General features: G+C 72.1%; 15 protein-coding genes. 9 read left to right on the forward strand and 6 right to left on the reverse strand.

The genetic code is table 11. The annotated features are described in order from the left end of the window. Positions 1-57: 57 nt before the first annotated feature. Entirely contained in the window at positions 58-1,701 is a 1,644-nt protein-coding gene (locus ACZ7M2_RS20155) for a DNA repair helicase XPB (protein WP_351308044.1), read from the forward strand. Here ACZ7M2_RS20155 and ACZ7M2_RS20160 read toward each other — a convergent pair. Further along, positions 1,659-2,747 (reverse strand): glycosyltransferase 87 family protein, encoded by a 1,089-nt coding sequence (locus tag ACZ7M2_RS20160; RefSeq protein WP_471596535.1) that lies wholly within the window; start codon positions 2,745-2,747, stop codon positions 1,659-1,661. The genes ACZ7M2_RS20155 and ACZ7M2_RS20160 overlap by 43 nt on opposite strands. Positions 2,748-2,924: 177 nt before the next feature. After that, entirely contained in the window at positions 2,925-3,119 is a 195-nt protein-coding gene (locus ACZ7M2_RS20165) for a hypothetical protein (protein WP_067371831.1), read from the reverse strand. A 430-nt stretch (positions 3,120-3,549) separates the two neighbouring features. Between ACZ7M2_RS20165 and ACZ7M2_RS20170 the strand changes: the two genes are divergently transcribed. Then, positions 3,550-5,514 carry a HelD family protein gene (locus ACZ7M2_RS20170; RefSeq protein WP_471596536.1) on the forward strand — a complete coding sequence of 655 codons (1,965 nt, stop codon included), beginning with the start codon at positions 3,550-3,552 and terminating at the stop codon, positions 5,512-5,514. A 109-nt stretch (positions 5,515-5,623) separates the two neighbouring features. On the opposite strand, the gene ACZ7M2_RS20175 is transcribed toward ACZ7M2_RS20170, so the two are convergent. After that, positions 5,624-6,328 (reverse strand): copper homeostasis protein CutC, encoded by a 705-nt coding sequence (locus tag ACZ7M2_RS20175; RefSeq protein ID WP_471596394.1) that lies wholly within the window; start codon positions 6,326-6,328, stop codon positions 5,624-5,626. Between the two features lie 224 nt (positions 6,329-6,552). Beyond that, the gene (locus ACZ7M2_RS20180) at positions 6,553-7,227 is read right to left on the reverse strand and encodes a maleylpyruvate isomerase family mycothiol-dependent enzyme (protein WP_471596395.1); all 675 of its coding nucleotides are present in this window, start codon (positions 7,225-7,227) and stop codon (positions 6,553-6,555) included. A gap of 46 nt (positions 7,228-7,273) precedes the next feature. On the opposite strand from ACZ7M2_RS20180, the gene ACZ7M2_RS20185 reads away from it, so the two are divergent. From ACZ7M2_RS20185 to ACZ7M2_RS20195, 3 genes are read left to right on the forward strand one after another with little or no spacing between them, the layout of a single operon-like run. Beyond that, a complete protein-coding gene (locus tag ACZ7M2_RS20185; protein WP_471596537.1) occupies positions 7,274-7,957 on the forward strand; it encodes an HD domain-containing protein in 684 nt (227 codons plus the stop codon). Positions 7,958-7,986: 29 nt separating this feature from the next. Next, a complete protein-coding gene (locus ACZ7M2_RS20190; RefSeq protein WP_471596538.1) occupies positions 7,987-9,213 on the forward strand; it encodes a Cmx/CmrA family chloramphenicol efflux MFS transporter in 1,227 nt (408 codons plus the stop codon). Positions 9,214-9,233: 20 nt separating this feature from the next. Next, complete coding sequence (locus ACZ7M2_RS20195) at positions 9,234-10,337, forward strand: GNAT family N-acetyltransferase (RefSeq protein ID WP_471596396.1); 1,104 nt, start codon at positions 9,234-9,236, stop codon at positions 10,335-10,337. A gap of 33 nt (positions 10,338-10,370) precedes the next feature. Here the strand turns inward: ACZ7M2_RS20195 and ACZ7M2_RS20200 are convergent, their stop codons facing one another. Together ACZ7M2_RS20200 and ACZ7M2_RS20205 are read right to left on the reverse strand one after the other, a co-directional pair. Continuing rightward, complete coding sequence (locus ACZ7M2_RS20200; RefSeq protein ID WP_471596397.1) at positions 10,371-10,637, reverse strand: DUF4031 domain-containing protein; 267 nt, start codon at positions 10,635-10,637, stop codon at positions 10,371-10,373. Beyond that, on the reverse strand, positions 10,634-11,029 hold the full coding sequence (locus tag ACZ7M2_RS20205) for a hypothetical protein (RefSeq protein ID WP_329367004.1): 396 nt from the start codon (positions 11,027-11,029) through the stop codon (positions 10,634-10,636). The genes ACZ7M2_RS20200 and ACZ7M2_RS20205 overlap by 4 nt, the downstream gene beginning before the upstream one ends. A gap of 55 nt (positions 11,030-11,084) precedes the next feature. Here ACZ7M2_RS20205 and ACZ7M2_RS20210 point away from each other — a divergent pair, with 55 nt between their 5' ends. The 4 genes from ACZ7M2_RS20210 (at position 11,085) to ACZ7M2_RS20225 (ending at position 15,158) form a co-directional block, all read left to right on the forward strand. Then, on the forward strand, positions 11,085-12,008 hold the full coding sequence (locus ACZ7M2_RS20210) for a MurR/RpiR family transcriptional regulator (RefSeq protein WP_352044084.1): 924 nt from the start codon (positions 11,085-11,087) through the stop codon (positions 12,006-12,008). 126 nt (positions 12,009-12,134) lie between these two features. Continuing rightward, complete coding sequence (murQ, locus tag ACZ7M2_RS20215) at positions 12,135-13,085, forward strand: N-acetylmuramic acid 6-phosphate etherase (protein ID WP_471596398.1); 951 nt, start codon at positions 12,135-12,137, stop codon at positions 13,083-13,085. A 16-nt stretch (positions 13,086-13,101) separates the two neighbouring features. Next, positions 13,102-14,574 carry a PTS transporter subunit EIIC gene (locus ACZ7M2_RS20220; protein ID WP_471596399.1) on the forward strand — a complete coding sequence of 491 codons (1,473 nt, stop codon included), beginning with the start codon at positions 13,102-13,104 and terminating at the stop codon, positions 14,572-14,574. Continuing rightward, positions 14,571-15,158, forward strand: a complete 588-nt coding sequence (locus tag ACZ7M2_RS20225) for a hypothetical protein (protein ID WP_352044081.1) — start codon at positions 14,571-14,573, stop codon at positions 15,156-15,158. Before ACZ7M2_RS20220 ends, ACZ7M2_RS20225 begins: the two co-directional genes overlap by 4 nt. Positions 15,159-15,168 lie beyond the last annotated feature (10 nt).

Raw genomic sequence — 15,168 nt, forward strand, 5'->3', positions numbered from 1 at the left:
CACTGGACGTTTGGCCGGTCATCCGCGCGGGGTGACGGCACGCAGAAAGGGACGGGTGTGAACGGACCCCTCATCGTCCAGAGTGACAAGACCCTGCTCCTGGAAGTCGACCACGAGCAGGCCGACGCCTGCCGTCGGGCCATCGCGCCGTTCGCCGAGCTGGAGCGCGCGCCCGAGCACATCCACACCTACCGGGTGACGCCGCTCGGCCTGTGGAACGCGCGTGCCGCGGGCCACGACGCCGAGCAGGTCGTCGACGCGCTCGTCGAGTTCAGCCGCTACCCCGTGCCGCACGCGCTGCTCGTCGACATCGCCGAGACGATGGACCGCTACGGCCGTCTCACCCTCAGCAAGCACCCGGCCCACGGGCTGGTGCTGACCACCACCGACCGGCCCGTCCTGGAGGAGATCCTGCGGTCGAAGCGGATCATCCCGCTCGTCGGCAACCGGATCGACCCGGACACCGTGGCCGTGCACCCCTCCGAGCGCGGGCAGATCAAGCAGACGCTGCTGAAGCTGGGCTGGCCGGCCGAGGACCTCGCCGGTTACGTCGACGGGGAGGCGCACCCGATCGAGCTGGCGGAGGACGGCTGGGCGCTGCGGCCGTACCAGAAGCAGGCCGTGGAGAACTTCTGGCACGGCGGGTCGGGCGTTGTCGTCCTGCCCTGCGGAGCCGGGAAGACGCTCGTCGGCGCCGGGTCCATGGCGCAGGCCAAGGCCACCACGCTCATCCTCGTCACCAACACCGTCTCCGCCCGGCAGTGGAAGCACGAGCTGGTGAAGCGGACCTCGCTGACCGAGGACGAGATCGGCGAGTACAGCGGGACGAGGAAGGAGATCCGCCCGGTCACCATCGCCACCTACCAGGTGCTGACGACCAAGCGGAAGGGCGTCTATCCCCACCTGGAGCTGTTCGACTCCCGGGACTGGGGACTCATCGTCTACGACGAGGTGCACCTGCTGCCCGCGCCCGTCTTCAAGTTCACGGCCGATCTCCAGGCGCGACGGCGGCTGGGCCTGACCGCGACCCTGGTCCGCGAGGACGGGCGCGAGTCGGACGTCTTCTCGCTCATCGGGCCCAAGCGGTTCGACGCGCCCTGGAAGGAGATCGAGGCGCAGGGGTACATCGCGCCCGCCGACTGTGTCGAGGTCCGCGTCAATCTCACCGACTCCGAGCGGCTCGCGTACGCCACCGCCGAGACCGAGGAGAAGTACCGCTTCTGCGCGACGACCGCGACCAAGCGAAAGGTGACCGAGGCGCTGGTACGGAAGTTCGCGGGGCAGCAGATCCTCGTGATCGGCCAGTACATCGACCAACTCGACGAGCTGGGCGAGCACTTGAACGCGCCCGTCATCAAGGGTGAGACCAGCAACGCGCAGCGGGAGAAGCTGTTCGACGCCTTCCGGGAGGGCGAGATCAGCGTGCTCGTCGTGTCGAAGGTCGCCAACTTCTCCATCGACCTGCCGGAGGCGACCGTCGCCATCCAGGTGTCGGGCACCTTCGGCTCGCGCCAGGAGGAGGCCCAGCGCCTGGGCCGCGTGCTGCGCCCGAAGGCCGACGGCCACCAGGCGCACTTCTACTCCGTCGTCGCCCGCGACACCATCGACCAGGACTTCGCCGCCCATCGGCAGCGGTTCCTGGCGGAGCAGGGGTACGCCTACCGGATCGTCGACGCCGACGAGCTCCTGGCCGACAACTGAACCAGCAGTACCAGCCCCAGCAGGGGGTACGGCGAGGCGAACGGCTGCTGCCACCAGGGCAGACGAAGGTCCAGATCGCCCTGGTGGGGGACCAGCCAGAGGGTGCGGGCCGCGAAGACCGCGGCGGTGGCGGTGGCCGGGCGCGGGCCGTGTTCGGCGTACAGCACGGCGATCAGCGGGACGCACCACACCCAGTGGTGCGACCAGCTGATGGGTGAGATCAGCAGGGCCGTGAGGGCGGTGACGAGGACGCCCTCGCGGTCGGTGCGCGCGCGGCGGGCCAGCCACAGTCCCGCCGACGCGACGGCCAGCGCGGGTACGGCCCACAGCGGACCTGGTGCCGGGTCCCCCAGCGCCCGCGCGATCAGCCCCTGGAGCGACTGGTTGTCGACGATCCACACCTTGCCGACGCGGCCGGTCTCGTAGAGCCGCCGGGTCCAGAAGTCGACGCTCGCGCCGGGAAGGGCGAGCGCTCCCAGGAGTACGGTCCCGGCGAAGGCCGCCACAGCGGTGGCCGCTTCCCGTCGCCGGCCCCTGAGCAGCAGATACGCCACGAAGACGGCGGGGGTCAGTTTCACCCCGGCCGCGATGCCGAGTGCGATGCCCTTGCCGGGGGCGCCGGGCGGCCGTGTCAGGTCCCAGAGGATCAGACAGGCGACGGCGAGGTTGATCTGGCCGAAGAGCACGCTCTGGAAGACGGGTTCGAGCCACAGGGCGAGCGCGGTGGCGGCGCAGAGCGCGGGCAGCCGCGTCGGCAGGCCCGCGAGACGGCAGGAGAGCCGGACCAGCACGGCCAGCAGGGCCACGTTCCCGGCGACGAAGGCGGCCTTGAGGACGGGCAGCGGGAGCCAGGTCAGCGGGACGAAGAGGACCGCCGCGAAGGGCGGGTACGTGGCGGGCAGCTGCCACTCGGTGACGGTGAACCCGTAGAGATCCGTGCCGTGGACGACGGCCGCACCCTCGGCCCGGTAGACGAGCGCGTCGGCCATCGGGGTGCGCCGGAGAAGACACAGCGCGGCGAACGCGGCGAGGGAAGTGGCAAGCAGGAGGAAGGGAAGAAGAGACGCGGGGAAGCGGGAGACGGAGAAACGGGGGACGGAGAGACGAGGGACGGAGAGACGAGGGTCGGAGAACGGGAGAACTTCGTCGAGTGAGCGATCGGTCACGTTCCGCTGAAGCACGGAGCGACCCTAGTGCCGCGACGGTTCACCCCGGCGGACGGCTCACCGGCGTCGTACGCCCGCCTCCTCCTCGTACTCACCGAGGAGCACCACGCCGAACGCCGCGCCCACGAAGACCTTGACGGCGTGCAGGGCGTCGCCGACACGGTGGCGGTGGTGGACGGCGGAGAAGGCGGTCGCGCCATGAGCGGCGGGACCGCGCTGGGAAGGGCCTGGGGTGAAGGTTGCTGCGCTCATGTATCCATGATGGAATGCGCGACCCCCTATGGCGTCGGCCTATGGACCGAACCTCGCCGGCCCCTCGTACGCCTCCAGGCCTCTGCGTGTACGCCTCACGACGGACGGCGACCCCTAGGGATATGGGGGTCGCATCCCTGATGCCGCGCAGGACGCCGCGAACGCTTCCACGAACGATGCCGCGAGCGATCCGCGAAAAAGAGTTGGCCCGGACCTCCTCCCCTGACCTAGAATCTCCGCTCTTGCCCGCCTCCCTCGACGGAGTGCCGCCGCCCGGCCGGAAACCGGACAGCATCCAACGGCTCGACCGCCGTACCCACTCACACGCAGCAGGTCTTCCGGAGGCACCACGTTGTCCACCCCACCCGCCCAGGACCCCCTCTCCCGCGAGCGCGCCCACCTCGGCTCGTCCCGCGCGGCACTGCGCGCGATGCGCGAGGACGTGGAGAACCTCGACATCGCGGACGTCACCGCGAACTGGGTGAACGCCGCGGTCCTCCAGCACCAGATCGACGAGCGGATCAAGGCCCTCGCCGACCTCAGCCACACCCCGCTGTTCTTCGGCCGGCTCGACTATCTGCACGCACCCGGCGCCGACAAGGCCGAGGGCGCGGAGGGTGAGCGTTTCTACATCGGGCGCCGGCATGTGCACGACGCCGAGGGCGACCCGATGGTCATCGACTGGCGCGCGCCGGTGTCGCAGCCGTTCTACCGGGCCTCGAAGAAGGACCCGATGGACGTCGGACTGCGCCGCCGCTTCGGGTACACCGGCGGCGACCTCACGGCGTACGAGGACGAGCACCTGTCCGACCCCTCCGAGGCCGCGGCGACCAGCAAGCTGCTCCAGCAGGAGATCGAGCGCCCGCGCGTCGGCCCGATGCGGGACATCGTGGCGACCATCCAGCCGGAACAGGACGAGATCGTACGGTCGGGTCTCGCGGGCTCCGTCTGCGTGCAGGGCGGCCCCGGCACCGGGAAGACGGCCGTCGGCCTGCACCGCGTCGCCTACCTCCTCTACGCCCACCGGGAGCGGCTGGCCCGCACCGGCACCCTGGTCATCGGGCCGAACAAGTCCTTCCTGCACTACATCGAGCAGGTGTTGCCCGCGCTGGGCGAGCTCGAGGTCAAGCAGGCGACGGTCGACGACCTCGTCGCGCATGTGGAGGTACGCGGGACGGACGACGCGACCGCCGCCGTCGTCAAGGGCGACGCCCGGATGGCCGAGGTGCTGCGCCGGGCCGTCCGCTCGCACGTGACGCTCCCGACCGAGGGCGTCGTGGTCGTGCGCGGGTCGCGGCGCTGGCGTGTCCCGGCGTACGAACTCGAGACGATCGTCGGGGAGTTGCTGGACCGCGACATCCGGTACGGCGCCGCCCGCGAGGCCCTTCCGCAGCGGATCGCGCACGCCGTGCTGGTCCAGATGGAGCGCTCGGGCGAGGCACCGGACGACCGGGTGCAGGACGCCGTGGCCCGCAACACCGCGGTGAAGGTGGCCGTCAAGGCGATCTGGCCGCCGGTCGACCCCGCCAAGCTGGTCCTTCGCCTGCTCACCGACGCCGACTTCCTGGCCGTCCACGCGGACGGAATCCTCGACGAGGACGAACAGAAGGAGATCCTCTGGTCGAAGCCGGTGCGGTCGGTGAAGTCGGCCAGGTGGTCGCCCGCCGACGCCGTACTGATCGACGAGGCCACCGATCTCGTCCAGCGCACCCACTCCCTCGGCCATGTCGTGCTCGACGAGGCGCAGGATCTGTCGCCGATGCAGTACCGGGCGGTGGGGCGGCGCTGCACGACGGGTTCGGCGACTGTGCTCGGCGACCTCGCACAGGGCACGACCCCCTGGGCGACACGGAGTTGGGACGAGGCGCTCGCGCACCTCGGCAAGGGGGAAGCGGTGATCGAGGAGCTGACCGCCGGTTTCCGCGTCCCCACCGACGTCATCACCTACGCCTCCCGACTGCTGCCGCACATCGCGCCGGGCCTGACCCCGGTGGCGTCGGTCCGTGAGAACCCGGGCTTCTTCGAGGTGCGGCCGACGACCGCCGACGAGCAGGTCGTGGACGCGTGCGAGGAGTTGCTGCGCAACGAGGGTTCGGTCGGTCTCATCGCCGCCGACGCCCGGATCCCGGCGCTCACCGAGGCGCTGACGGCGGCGGGCCTGACGTACCTGGGCCCCGGCGAGGAGACGACGGCTCAGACCCGCCTCACCCTCGTCCCCGCCTCCCTCGCCAAGGGCCTGGAGTACGACTATGTGGTCCTGGACGAGCCGCGGGCCGTGGTCGACGGCGAGCCGGACGAGCGCACCGGACTGCGCCGCCTGTACGTGGCCCTGACCCGAGCGGTCTCGGGCCTGACCGTCACCCACGCGGCCCCGCTGCCGCAGCAACTGGGCTAGCGCCCGTCCGGGCCTGGCGGGCCCTTCGACAACGGCGCGGCACGCGTACGGCCGTGCTCTTCACGACGCTTCAACGACTCCGCACGGCTCTTCATGCCGATGCCGGCCGCTACGCGTCCAGGGCCTGCCGCCACTCCCGTACGGCCGCCACCGTCACCGGCTCGTTCCATCCGCCGGGCCGGGCCGCCCCACCGATGTGGAAGGCGTCGATCCCCGCGGCCCTCAGCCGAGGAACATGATCGAGACGCAGCCCGCCGCCCACCATGATCCGCGGCTCGTAACCGGGTTCGGTGCGGCGGGCGGCCTCGGCGAGGAGGGTCGGGAAACCGTCGTCCACGCCGTCCGGGGAACCCGCCGTGAGGTACGCGTCCAGGCCCGGCAGGTCCGCGAGCTGCTTGCGCAGGGAGTCCCGGTCGGCGGCGCGGTCGATCGCGCGGTGGAACGTCCAGGGGCAGCCGTCCAGTTCGGCGACGATCCGCTCCACGGCGGACAGGTCGGGACCGCCGTGCTCGTCGAGGAAGCCGAGCACGAACTCGTCCGCTCCGGCGGCCCGCATCTCCCCCGCGACCCGTACGAGCGCGTCGATGCCCTTGGCGCCGCCCGCCGCGAAGCCGTCCGCACGCCTCAGCATCACGCGCAGCGAGATGTCGACGGCGGCGCGGATCCCGGCGAAGGTCTCCACCGCCGGGGTGAGCCCGTCGGCGGCCATGTCAGTGACCAGCTCCAGCCGGTCGGCGCCTCCGGCCCGGGCGGCGACCGCGTCCTCCACGCCGAGGGCGATCACCTCCAGAACTGCACGCTTGCGCTCGCTCATGGGACCTCTTCCTCTGGGGCGGCTACAGGTCTAGTCCAATCTCAGGGTACGCCGCGCCCGGCGACCACCGCGAGAAGGCCTCGCCGTTCACCGGGGCACACCAGCGGCGGGGGCTGATCGCGCAGTTCCCCGCGCCCCTGAAAGCCTCAGCCCGTCCGGCGTTCGAGGAACCCCCTGTCCCCGGGGGCGGAGCTCCGGGGAGGGGGCGCTGTCATGGTGACGCGTCAGCCGAAGATGTTCAGGTCCCGCTCGGCCGCCCCGGCCAACTCGTACCCCGTGCCGGAAACAGGACGGCCGGCGTACAGCCGGATCAGTGTCGGGGCGTCACCGATGTAGCGCGCCGGCGGCCGATCCCCCGCCACGCCGCCCAACCGCAACGGCTCGTCCAGATCGTCGAGGTCGGCGTGCACAGGGACATGCCCCCTCTCGCGGCTGACGCGCGCGAGCAAGGTCAACGCATACGGAAGTCCCGCCCCCGCATACGCCCCCGGCTCCCCGAACGCCTCACGCACATCCCCCGCATGCACCCACTCCCCGAGCGCGACCCCATCCAGCACCCCGCCCGCGCCGGCGATCACCCTCCCCGCCTCACTCATCCCCCGCTCCAGCTCGTCCACGATCTCCCCCACGGACCAGCCGGCCCGCTCGGCGATGTCACGGTCGTTCGCCTCGGGCGAGAACACCCCCTCCTCGAACCGACTCTCCACCACCCGGGTCAGCGCGGCCCCGCAGTGCGCGAGCACATCCCGCACGGTCCACCCAGGACACGCGGTCGGCAGCCCGAAGTCCTCCCCCGGCCGGGCCCGCAGCAGCGGTATCAGCGCGTCGCGCTCAACGGTCAACAGCCGCCCCGGCAGCCCGGGATCCCTCGCCTCGTACACGTCAGCAGGAGTCGTCATGCGCTCCACGCTAGGGGCCAAGCCGCCCAAGCGGGAGAATCGGCGTATGCCCGACCTCGACGCGCTGCGCACCCGCTGGTCCCATGCCCTCGACGGCGCCCGTTCCCCCGGCGGCCCCGACCCCGCCCCGTACGCGGACAACCTCCTCGCCCGCTGGCAGGAGCCACAGCGCCGCTATCACACCGTCGCGCACCTCACCGCGGTCCTCGACCACATCGACGTACTGGAAGAGTACGCGGACGACCCCGCGCTCGTCCGCCTCGCCGCCTGGTTCCACGACGCCGTCTACCTCCCCGACCGCTCCGAGAACGAGGAACGCTCCGCCCGCCTCGCCGAACGCGCCCTCGCCGAGGCCGGGGCGGGAGAGGAGAAGTCGGTCGAGGTCGGGCGTCTGGTCCGGCTCACCGTCACCCACGCCCCGGCCGACGACGACCGCAACGGCCAGGTCCTCTGCGACGCCGACCTCGCGATCCTCGCCGCGGCCCCGGACACCTACGCCGCCTACACCGCCGCCGTCCGCGAGGAGTACGCCTTCGTCCCGGACGAGGCGTTCCGGGCGGGCCGGGCAGCCGTGCTGCGCCAACTCCTCGACCTGCCAAGGCTGTTCAGGACGCCGTACGGAACACGGGAGTGGGAGGAGCGGGCCCGGGAGAACATCCGGCGCGAGCTCGCCCACCTCACCGAAACCGCCCCGGACTCACCGAACCCGCCCCGGAAGGCCGCCAAGTGAGCCGCCCCGGTCCGCCGCCCGGCCCCCGTATGCCCCTCGCCGTCTACATCCTCGCCCTCTCCGTCTTCGCCCTCGGGACCAGCGAGTTCATGCTCTCGGGGCTCCTGCCGCCCATCGCCGACGACATGGGTGTCACGATTCCCCAGGCGGGTCTGCTCATATCGGCGTTCGCCATAGGCATGGTCGTCGGCGCGCCGCTGCTCGCCGTGGCCACCCTCCGCCTCCCCCGCCGCACCACCCTCGTCTCGCTCATCGCCGTCTTCGGGCTCGGCCAGATCGCCGGCGCGCTGGCGCCGACGTACACCGTGCTCTTCGCCTCCAGGGTCGTCAGCGCCCTTGCCTGTGCCGGCTTCTGGGCGGTGGGCGCGGCGGTGGCGATCGCGATGGTCCCGGTGACCTCCCGGGCCCGCGCGCTCGCGGTGATGATCGGCGGTCTGTCGATCGCGAACGTGCTCGGAGTCCCGGCCGGTGCCTTCCTCGGCGAGCATCTCGGCTGGCGGTCCGCGTTCTGGGCCGTCGGCGCGGCCTCCGCGATCGCCCTGGTCGGGGTCGTCACCCTCATCCCCCGCATTCCGCTCCCCGACAAGAAGCCGCAGCTCAGGCGGGAACTTTCCATCTACGGTGACGCGCAGGTCTGGCTCACCGTCGCTCTCGTGATGCTCGCCGCGGGCGGGGTCTTCTGCACGTTCAGCTATCTCTCGCCGCTGCTCACGGATGTCGCCGGGCTCGACGACGGCTGGGTGCCGAGCGTGCTCGCCCTCTTCGGGGTCGGGGCGCTGATCGGTACGACGATCGGCGGGCGGGTCGCCGACGCGCACCTCTTCGGGGTGCTCCTCTCCGGCACCGCGGCCTCGACCACCGTCCTCGTGGCGCTCGCGCTCCTGGGGCAGTACGCGATCGCGGCCGTGGCTCTTTCCTTCCTCCTCGGCGTCACCTGCTTCTTCACCGCCCCGGCGCTCAACGCCCGGCTCTTCAACCTCGCCGGGGCCGCCCCCACCCTGGCCGGTGCCACCACCACGGCCGCCTTCAACCTCGGCAACACCGGCGGCCCCTGGGTCGGCGGCACGGTCATCGACGCGGGGCTCGGCTACGCGGCGACGGCCTGGGCGGGCGCGGCCATGACGGTGACGGGCCTGGGGGTGGCCGCGGTCTCGCTGCGCCTCCAGCGCCGTACCCGGGCCTCCCGCGTGGTGTCCATGAACAAGAAGGCCGAAAAGGCCGACAGGTCCAACAATCCAGTACGTAACGATGTCTGACCGCGCCTATCCTCAGCCGCATGCGATCCATGGGTGGGGACCAGGTGGAGGAAGCCGTCGCGGGCGCCGTCGCGCTGTTGCGGGCGGTGGCCGGGCGGGACTGGGACGGCGTCGGGGCGGGGCGTCTCGAGTGGAGCTGCCGCAGGACCGCCGAGCACATCGCGGACGATCTCCTCGCGTACGCGGGCCAGTTGGCCGGGCGGGCCACCACGGCGTACGTGCCCTTCGAGATCACCCTGGACGACGGCACCGACAACGCGGGCGTCGTCGACGTGATCGAGACGACCGGCGCCCTGCTCGCCGCCGCCGTGCGCACCACGCCGCGCGAGGTGCGTGCCTTCCACCCGTATCCGTTCCGCAGCGCGAACCGCGAGGGCTTCGCCGCGATGGGTGTCACGGAGGTGCTGCTGCACACGCATGACATCGCGCAGGGTCTCGGGGTCGCCTACGAGCCGCCGGCCGAGCTCTGCACGGACGTACTCTCCCGGATCTTTCCGCACGTCAGGCCGGGGTCCGAGCCGTGGCCCACGCTCCTGTGGGCGACCGGCCGCGGCGAGCTGCCCGGCCGCGCCCCGCTCACCGAGTGGCGCTGGAGCAACAACCTGGTGATCGAGGCCGGACGGCTCACGCTCCAAGGAGTCACCCCGGCGGCCGCCGCCGATCTGCGCGCGGGTGGCACCGGCGGCTTCGAGTGGATCGAGGGCGGCCCCTTCGACGGCACGCGGGACGCCGCCGGAATGGTCCTGAAGGCGTACGAGAGCGGGGTGCACCGCCCGGAGTGGGGCATGTTCGTGCTCGTACGGAGCGAGGACGGCCGGGCGGTCGGCGCGATGGGTTTCCACGGCGCCCCCGACGAGGACGGCCGCGCGGAAGTCGGCTACGACCTCGCCGAGAACGCCCGCGGCCACGGCTACGCGACCGAGGCCCTGCGCGCCCTGGCCGCCTGGGCCCTCGCCCACGACGAGCTCGACATCCTCTTCGCGGCCATAGAGCGGACCAACGCGCCCTCCCAGCGGGTCATCGCGCGCGCCGGCTTCACCCGGGTGAGCGAGGACGAGCAGGAGTACGCGTACGAGCTGCGCGCGCTGGATCCGTCGCTGCGGGTGTACACCCGTACGGACTGACCTCCGCCCACCAAGACAGGCCGACCGGTCCGCCTACCGGCCGACGTACTTGCGCCGGCGCAGCCCCGCCCCGTACAGCAGCCGCACCACCTCGCGGCTGCTGACCTCCACCGCCCCGGCGCGCACGGCGTCCGCGTAGCGGTGGGAGGGGAGGTCGTAGTGGTCGCGCTCGAAGGCGCGCGGAGGTACGCCCAAGTCCGCGGCGAACAGGTGCAGTTCCTCGTACGAGACGTCGCTGACCAGGTGGGACCAGAGACGTCCGTGGCCGGGCCAGACGGGTGGGTCGATGTAGAGGGTCACGAGGACGGCGTCCCGCCGGTCGCCGACCCCAGGCATCCCACGGACGCGACCTTCACGCCCGCCTTGTGGCAGACCCAGTGCGGATCGGGCCCGAGCTCCGGCTCGACGTCGAGGGCGTGCGGGTCGCCCGAGCCGCAGACCGGACACAGCGGCCATCGCCCGTACCGCTCCAGCAACGCGTCCTGTACGTCCTGGGCGACGAGCCCGGCCACGTAACCGACGCCCTCCGGCCATTGTTCGACCCACCATCGGCGCTGCACCACCGAGTCCTCGACGAGCGAGACGACATCCGCCTCGGCGACCTCACCCGCGACGAGATCGGCGAGAACGAGGGCGCGGGCCGCGTGCAGCGCCTGCTCCAAGGGGCTGACGGGGTGGCTGGTGGGGTCCATGCACCCATTGTGCGCACCCTTGACCGCATACCCCAGCAGAAAATATCTTTCACAAGTGACCCCAGACGTGAAGGAAATTTTCGCCGGTGAGGCTCCGCCCGCTCCCGCCGCCCTCGCGGCCAAGGTGCGCACGCTCGCCCCGTCGATGACCCGCTCCATGCAGCGGGTCGCCGAGGCCGTCGCCGGTGACCCGGCCGGCTGCGCGGCCCTCACGGTCACCGGCCTCGCAGAGCTCACCGGCACCAGCGAGGCCACGGTCGTGCGCACCGCCCGCCTGCTGGGCTACCCCGGCTATCGCGACCTGCGCCTCGCGCTCGCCGGCCTCGCCGCCCAGCAGCAGTCGGGCCGCGCGCCCGCCGTCACCGCGGACATCGCGGTCGACGACCCCATCGCGGACGTCGTCGCGAAACTCGCGTACGACGAGCAGCAGACCCTCGCCGACACCGCGGCGGGGCTCGACACGGTCCAGCTGGGCGCGGCCGTCACGGCGCTCGCCGCCGCCCGCCGGATCGACATCTACGGCGTCGGCGCGTCCGGCCTCGTCGCCCAGGACCTGGCCCAGAAGCTGCTGCGCATCGGACTCATAGCCCACCCGCACAGCGATCCGCACCTCGCCGTCACCAACGCGGTCCAGCTGCGGGCCAAGGACGTGGCGATCGCGATCACCCACTCCGGCTCGACGGGCGACGTCATCGAGCCGCTGCGGGTCGCCTTCGAACGCGGCGCGACGACGGTCGCGATCACCGGCCGCCCGGACGGGCCCGTCACGCAGTACGCCGATCACATACTCACCACGTCCACGGCCCGCGAGAGCGAGTTGCGTCCCGCGGCGATGTCGTCGCGCACCAGTCAGTTGCTGGTGGTGGACTGCCTGTTCGTGGGGGTCGCCCAGCGGACGTACGAGACGGCGGCGCCCGCGCTGTCCGCGTCGTACGAGGCGCTGGCGCACCGACATAGCCCGCGCGGCCGTATGCGCTAGCGCTCCGCGGGAAGCCGTGGCTGGATGTAGTCGTAACGCTGCGGGCCCGTTGTGGCTGGTCGCGCAGTTCCCCGCGCCCCTGAGGGGCGCGCCTTCACCACCCAGCACTGGAAAGAGCCGTTCGTCATGACCTTTTCCACCGCCGACGCCTCCTCCAACCACCGGTCTCTGCGGGCCGAGTTGGAGACGTTGACCACTGAGGCGTTCCGCCCCGAGCTGTCCCAGATCGACCGGCTGCCGACGCTGGAGATCGCGAAGATCATGAACGCCGAGGACGCGACCGTGCCGACGGCCGTCGCGACCCAGCTGCCCCGTATCGCCGCCGCGATCGACGCCGTGGCCGAGCGCATGTCCCGCGGCGGCCGGCTGATCTACGCGGGCGCGGGCACCGCCGGCCGCCTCGGTGTGCTGGACGCCTCCGAGTGTCCGCCCACCTTCAACACCGACCCGTCCGAGGTCGTGGGCCTGATCGCGGGCGGCCCGAGCGCCATGGTCACCTCGGTCGAGGGCGCCGAGGACTCCAAGGAGCTGGCCGAGGCCGACCTGAAGGAGCTCTCCCTGACCCCCGACGACACGGTGGTCGGCGTCTCCGCCTCCGGCCGCACCCCGTACGCCGTCGGCGCGATCGAACACGCCCGCGCGCGCGGCGCGTTGACGATCGGCCTGTCCTGCAACGCAGACAGCGCGCTGGCCGCCGCAGCCGAGCACGGCATCGAGATCGTCGTCGGGCCCGAGCTGCTGACCGGCTCGACCCGTCTCAAGGCGGGCACGGCGCAGAAACTCGTCCTGAACATGCTCTCGACGATCACGATGATCCGTCTCGGCAAGACGTACGGGAACCTGATGGTCGACGTCCGCGCCTCGAACGAGAAGCTGCGGGCCCGCTCCCGCCGTATCGTCGCCCTCGCGACCGGCGCCTCGGACGAGGAGATCGAACAGGCCCTCGCGGCCACCGACGGCGAGGTGAAGAACGCCATCCTCACCATCCTCGGCGGCGTGGACGGGTCCACGGCGGCCCGCCTTCTGGAGGAGAGCGACGGCCATCTGCGCGCGGCGCTCGCCGCATCGACGGGCTGACCAGCACCCTCGTGGAGTGCGCACAACGAACGACCTCACCCCCCATGCCGCCACGGCCGCCGCGATCCTCCCCCTGGTCGGCGGCGCCGCGAACGTCACCTCCGTCGCCCACTGCATGACCCGCCTGCGCCTGGGCCTGCGGGACCGGACGCTCGTACGCGAGGACGCTCTCAGGTCCCTGCCCGCCGTGCTGGGCGTGGTCACGGACGACGACAGCTACCAGATCGTCCTGGGGCCGGGCACGGTCGCGCGGGTGACCCCCGAGTTCGAGGCGCTCGCCACCAGCACGGCCGGTGCGCCGGTCACCGGCACGGCCGAGGCGCTGGCCGCACGCGGCGCCGCGTGGAAGGCGGCCCGGCAACAGCGCAACGCGACCCCCCTCAAACTGCTCCTCCGCCGGATCGCGAACATCTTCGTCCCCCTGATCCCCGCCCTGATCGGCTGCGGAGTCATCGCGGGCCTGGGCGGCCTGCTGGTCAATCTGGGGTGGCTCCCCTCCCTCGCCCCCGCCCTCGCCGCGATCGCCTCCGGCTTCATGGCCCTGATCGCGGTGTTCGTCGGCCACAACACGGCGAAGGAGTTCGGCGGCACCCCGGTCCTGGGCGGGGCGGTGGCGGCGATCGTCGTGTACGCGGGGGTCGCGAAGGTGACGGCCTTCGGCATGACCCTGGCGCCGGGCCAGGGCGGGGTACTCGGCGCACTGGCCGCCGCGCTCCTGGGAACGTACGTGGAGAAGTGGTGCCGCCGCTGGGTCCCCGAAGCCCTCGACGTCCTCGTCACCCCCACCCTCACGGTCCTGCTCACCGGCCTGGTGACCCTCTACGCCCTGATGTACACGGCCGGCGAGCTGTCGGCGGCCATCGGGACGGGCGCGAACTGGCTCCTCGACCACACGGGCGCCTTCGCGGGCCTGGTCCTGGGCGGCCTGTTCCTCCCCCTGGTGATGCTGGGCCTGCACCAGGCCCTGATCCCGCTGCACACCACCCTCATCCAGCAGCAGGGCTACACGGTCCTGCTGCCCGTCCTGGCGATGGCGGGCGCCGGGCAGGTCGGCGCGGCACTCGCGGTCTACGTCCGCCTCCACCACGACCAGTCGCTCCGTACGACGATCAGGTCGGCGCTGCCCGCGGGCCTCCTGGGCGTCGGCGAACCCCTGATCTACGGCGTCTCGCTCCCCCTCGGCCGCCCCTTCGTCACCGCCTGCGCGGGCGGGGCGGCGGGCGGCGCGTTCGTCGGCTTCTTCTCGATGCTCGGCGACAAGATCGGCTCCACGGCGATCGGCCCCTCGGGCTGGGCGCTGTTCCCCCTGCTCAAGGGCACGGGCGGACTGGCCCTGACGGCGGCGATCTACGCGGGCGGGCTGCTCACCGGGTACGTGGTGGGGTTCGCGGCGACGTACTTCTTCGGACTCGGGGGCACTGTCAGTGGCGTGTGCGACCCTTCGAAGGAGGGGCAGGACACCGACCCGGGAGGGAATCCACCACCGTGAACCACGCACAGCTGACCGCCCTCGGCCGCGCCCTGCGCGTGCTCGGCGAGCACGGCGACGCGCTGAACGCCGACACGCCCGACGCGAAGCTGCACGAGGTGAAGGCCGACCTGAAGCGGGCGCTGGACCTGCTGGAGGAGACGGTGACGACGGCGGTGCCCACGACGCGCTGCGCCGAGCACCCCAGTGGCCCGGTGGACGAGGGCGCCGTCGACCTCTGTCTGCTCTGCGAGACACGGCGGCGCACCGCCCGCCGCACCGAGGTCAACGACGCCTTCCCGCAGGGCCGCCCCGGCGGCGCCGACGACGCACCCGAGCGCACGATGTCCCGGTACGGCGTGCGGGCCGACCGTCCCCAGCCCCAGCAGCGCTGGCTGCCGGAGGTGTGGACAGGGCAGGCGTGGCAGCTGTGCGGCACCCCGCGCCGCGACCGCGTCGAGGCGGAGCGGTATCTCGCCGCGGAGCGCCGCACCCCGCGCCCCGGCATGGCCTACCGCCTGGTCCACGAGTTCACGGACTACGAGGTGCTGCGCATCTGGGGCACACCGGTGAAGGTGGACATCGAGCCGATGGGCAACCTGTAGTCGATCCGCG

It is taken from the genome of Streptomyces sp. NPDC111507 (genome assembly GCF_055638955.1).

Coding starts and splice junctions, on each gene's coding strand:
- ACZ7M2_RS20175 (WP_471596394.1), bottom strand. CDS start 6,328: ATGAGCGAGCGCAAGCGTGCAGTTCTGGAGGTGATCGCCCTCGGCGTG.
- ACZ7M2_RS20165 (WP_067371831.1), bottom strand. CDS start 3,119: ATGAGCGCAGCAACCTTCACCCCAGGCCCTTCCCAGCGCGGTCCCGCC.
- ACZ7M2_RS20195 (WP_471596396.1), top strand. CDS start 9,234: ATGCGATCCATGGGTGGGGACCAGGTGGAGGAAGCCGTCGCGGGCGCC.
- ACZ7M2_RS20205 (WP_329367004.1), bottom strand. CDS start 11,029: ATGGACCCCACCAGCCACCCCGTCAGCCCCTTGGAGCAGGCGCTGCAC.
- ACZ7M2_RS20190 (WP_471596538.1), top strand. CDS start 7,987: ATGCCCCTCGCCGTCTACATCCTCGCCCTCTCCGTCTTCGCCCTCGGG.
- murQ (WP_471596398.1), top strand. CDS start 12,135: ATGACCTTTTCCACCGCCGACGCCTCCTCCAACCACCGGTCTCTGCGG.
- ACZ7M2_RS20170 (WP_471596536.1), top strand. CDS start 3,550: ATGCGCGAGGACGTGGAGAACCTCGACATCGCGGACGTCACCGCGAAC.
- ACZ7M2_RS20185 (WP_471596537.1), top strand. CDS start 7,274: ATGCCCGACCTCGACGCGCTGCGCACCCGCTGGTCCCATGCCCTCGAC.
- ACZ7M2_RS20180 (WP_471596395.1), bottom strand. CDS start 7,227: ATGACGACTCCTGCTGACGTGTACGAGGCGAGGGATCCCGGGCTGCCG.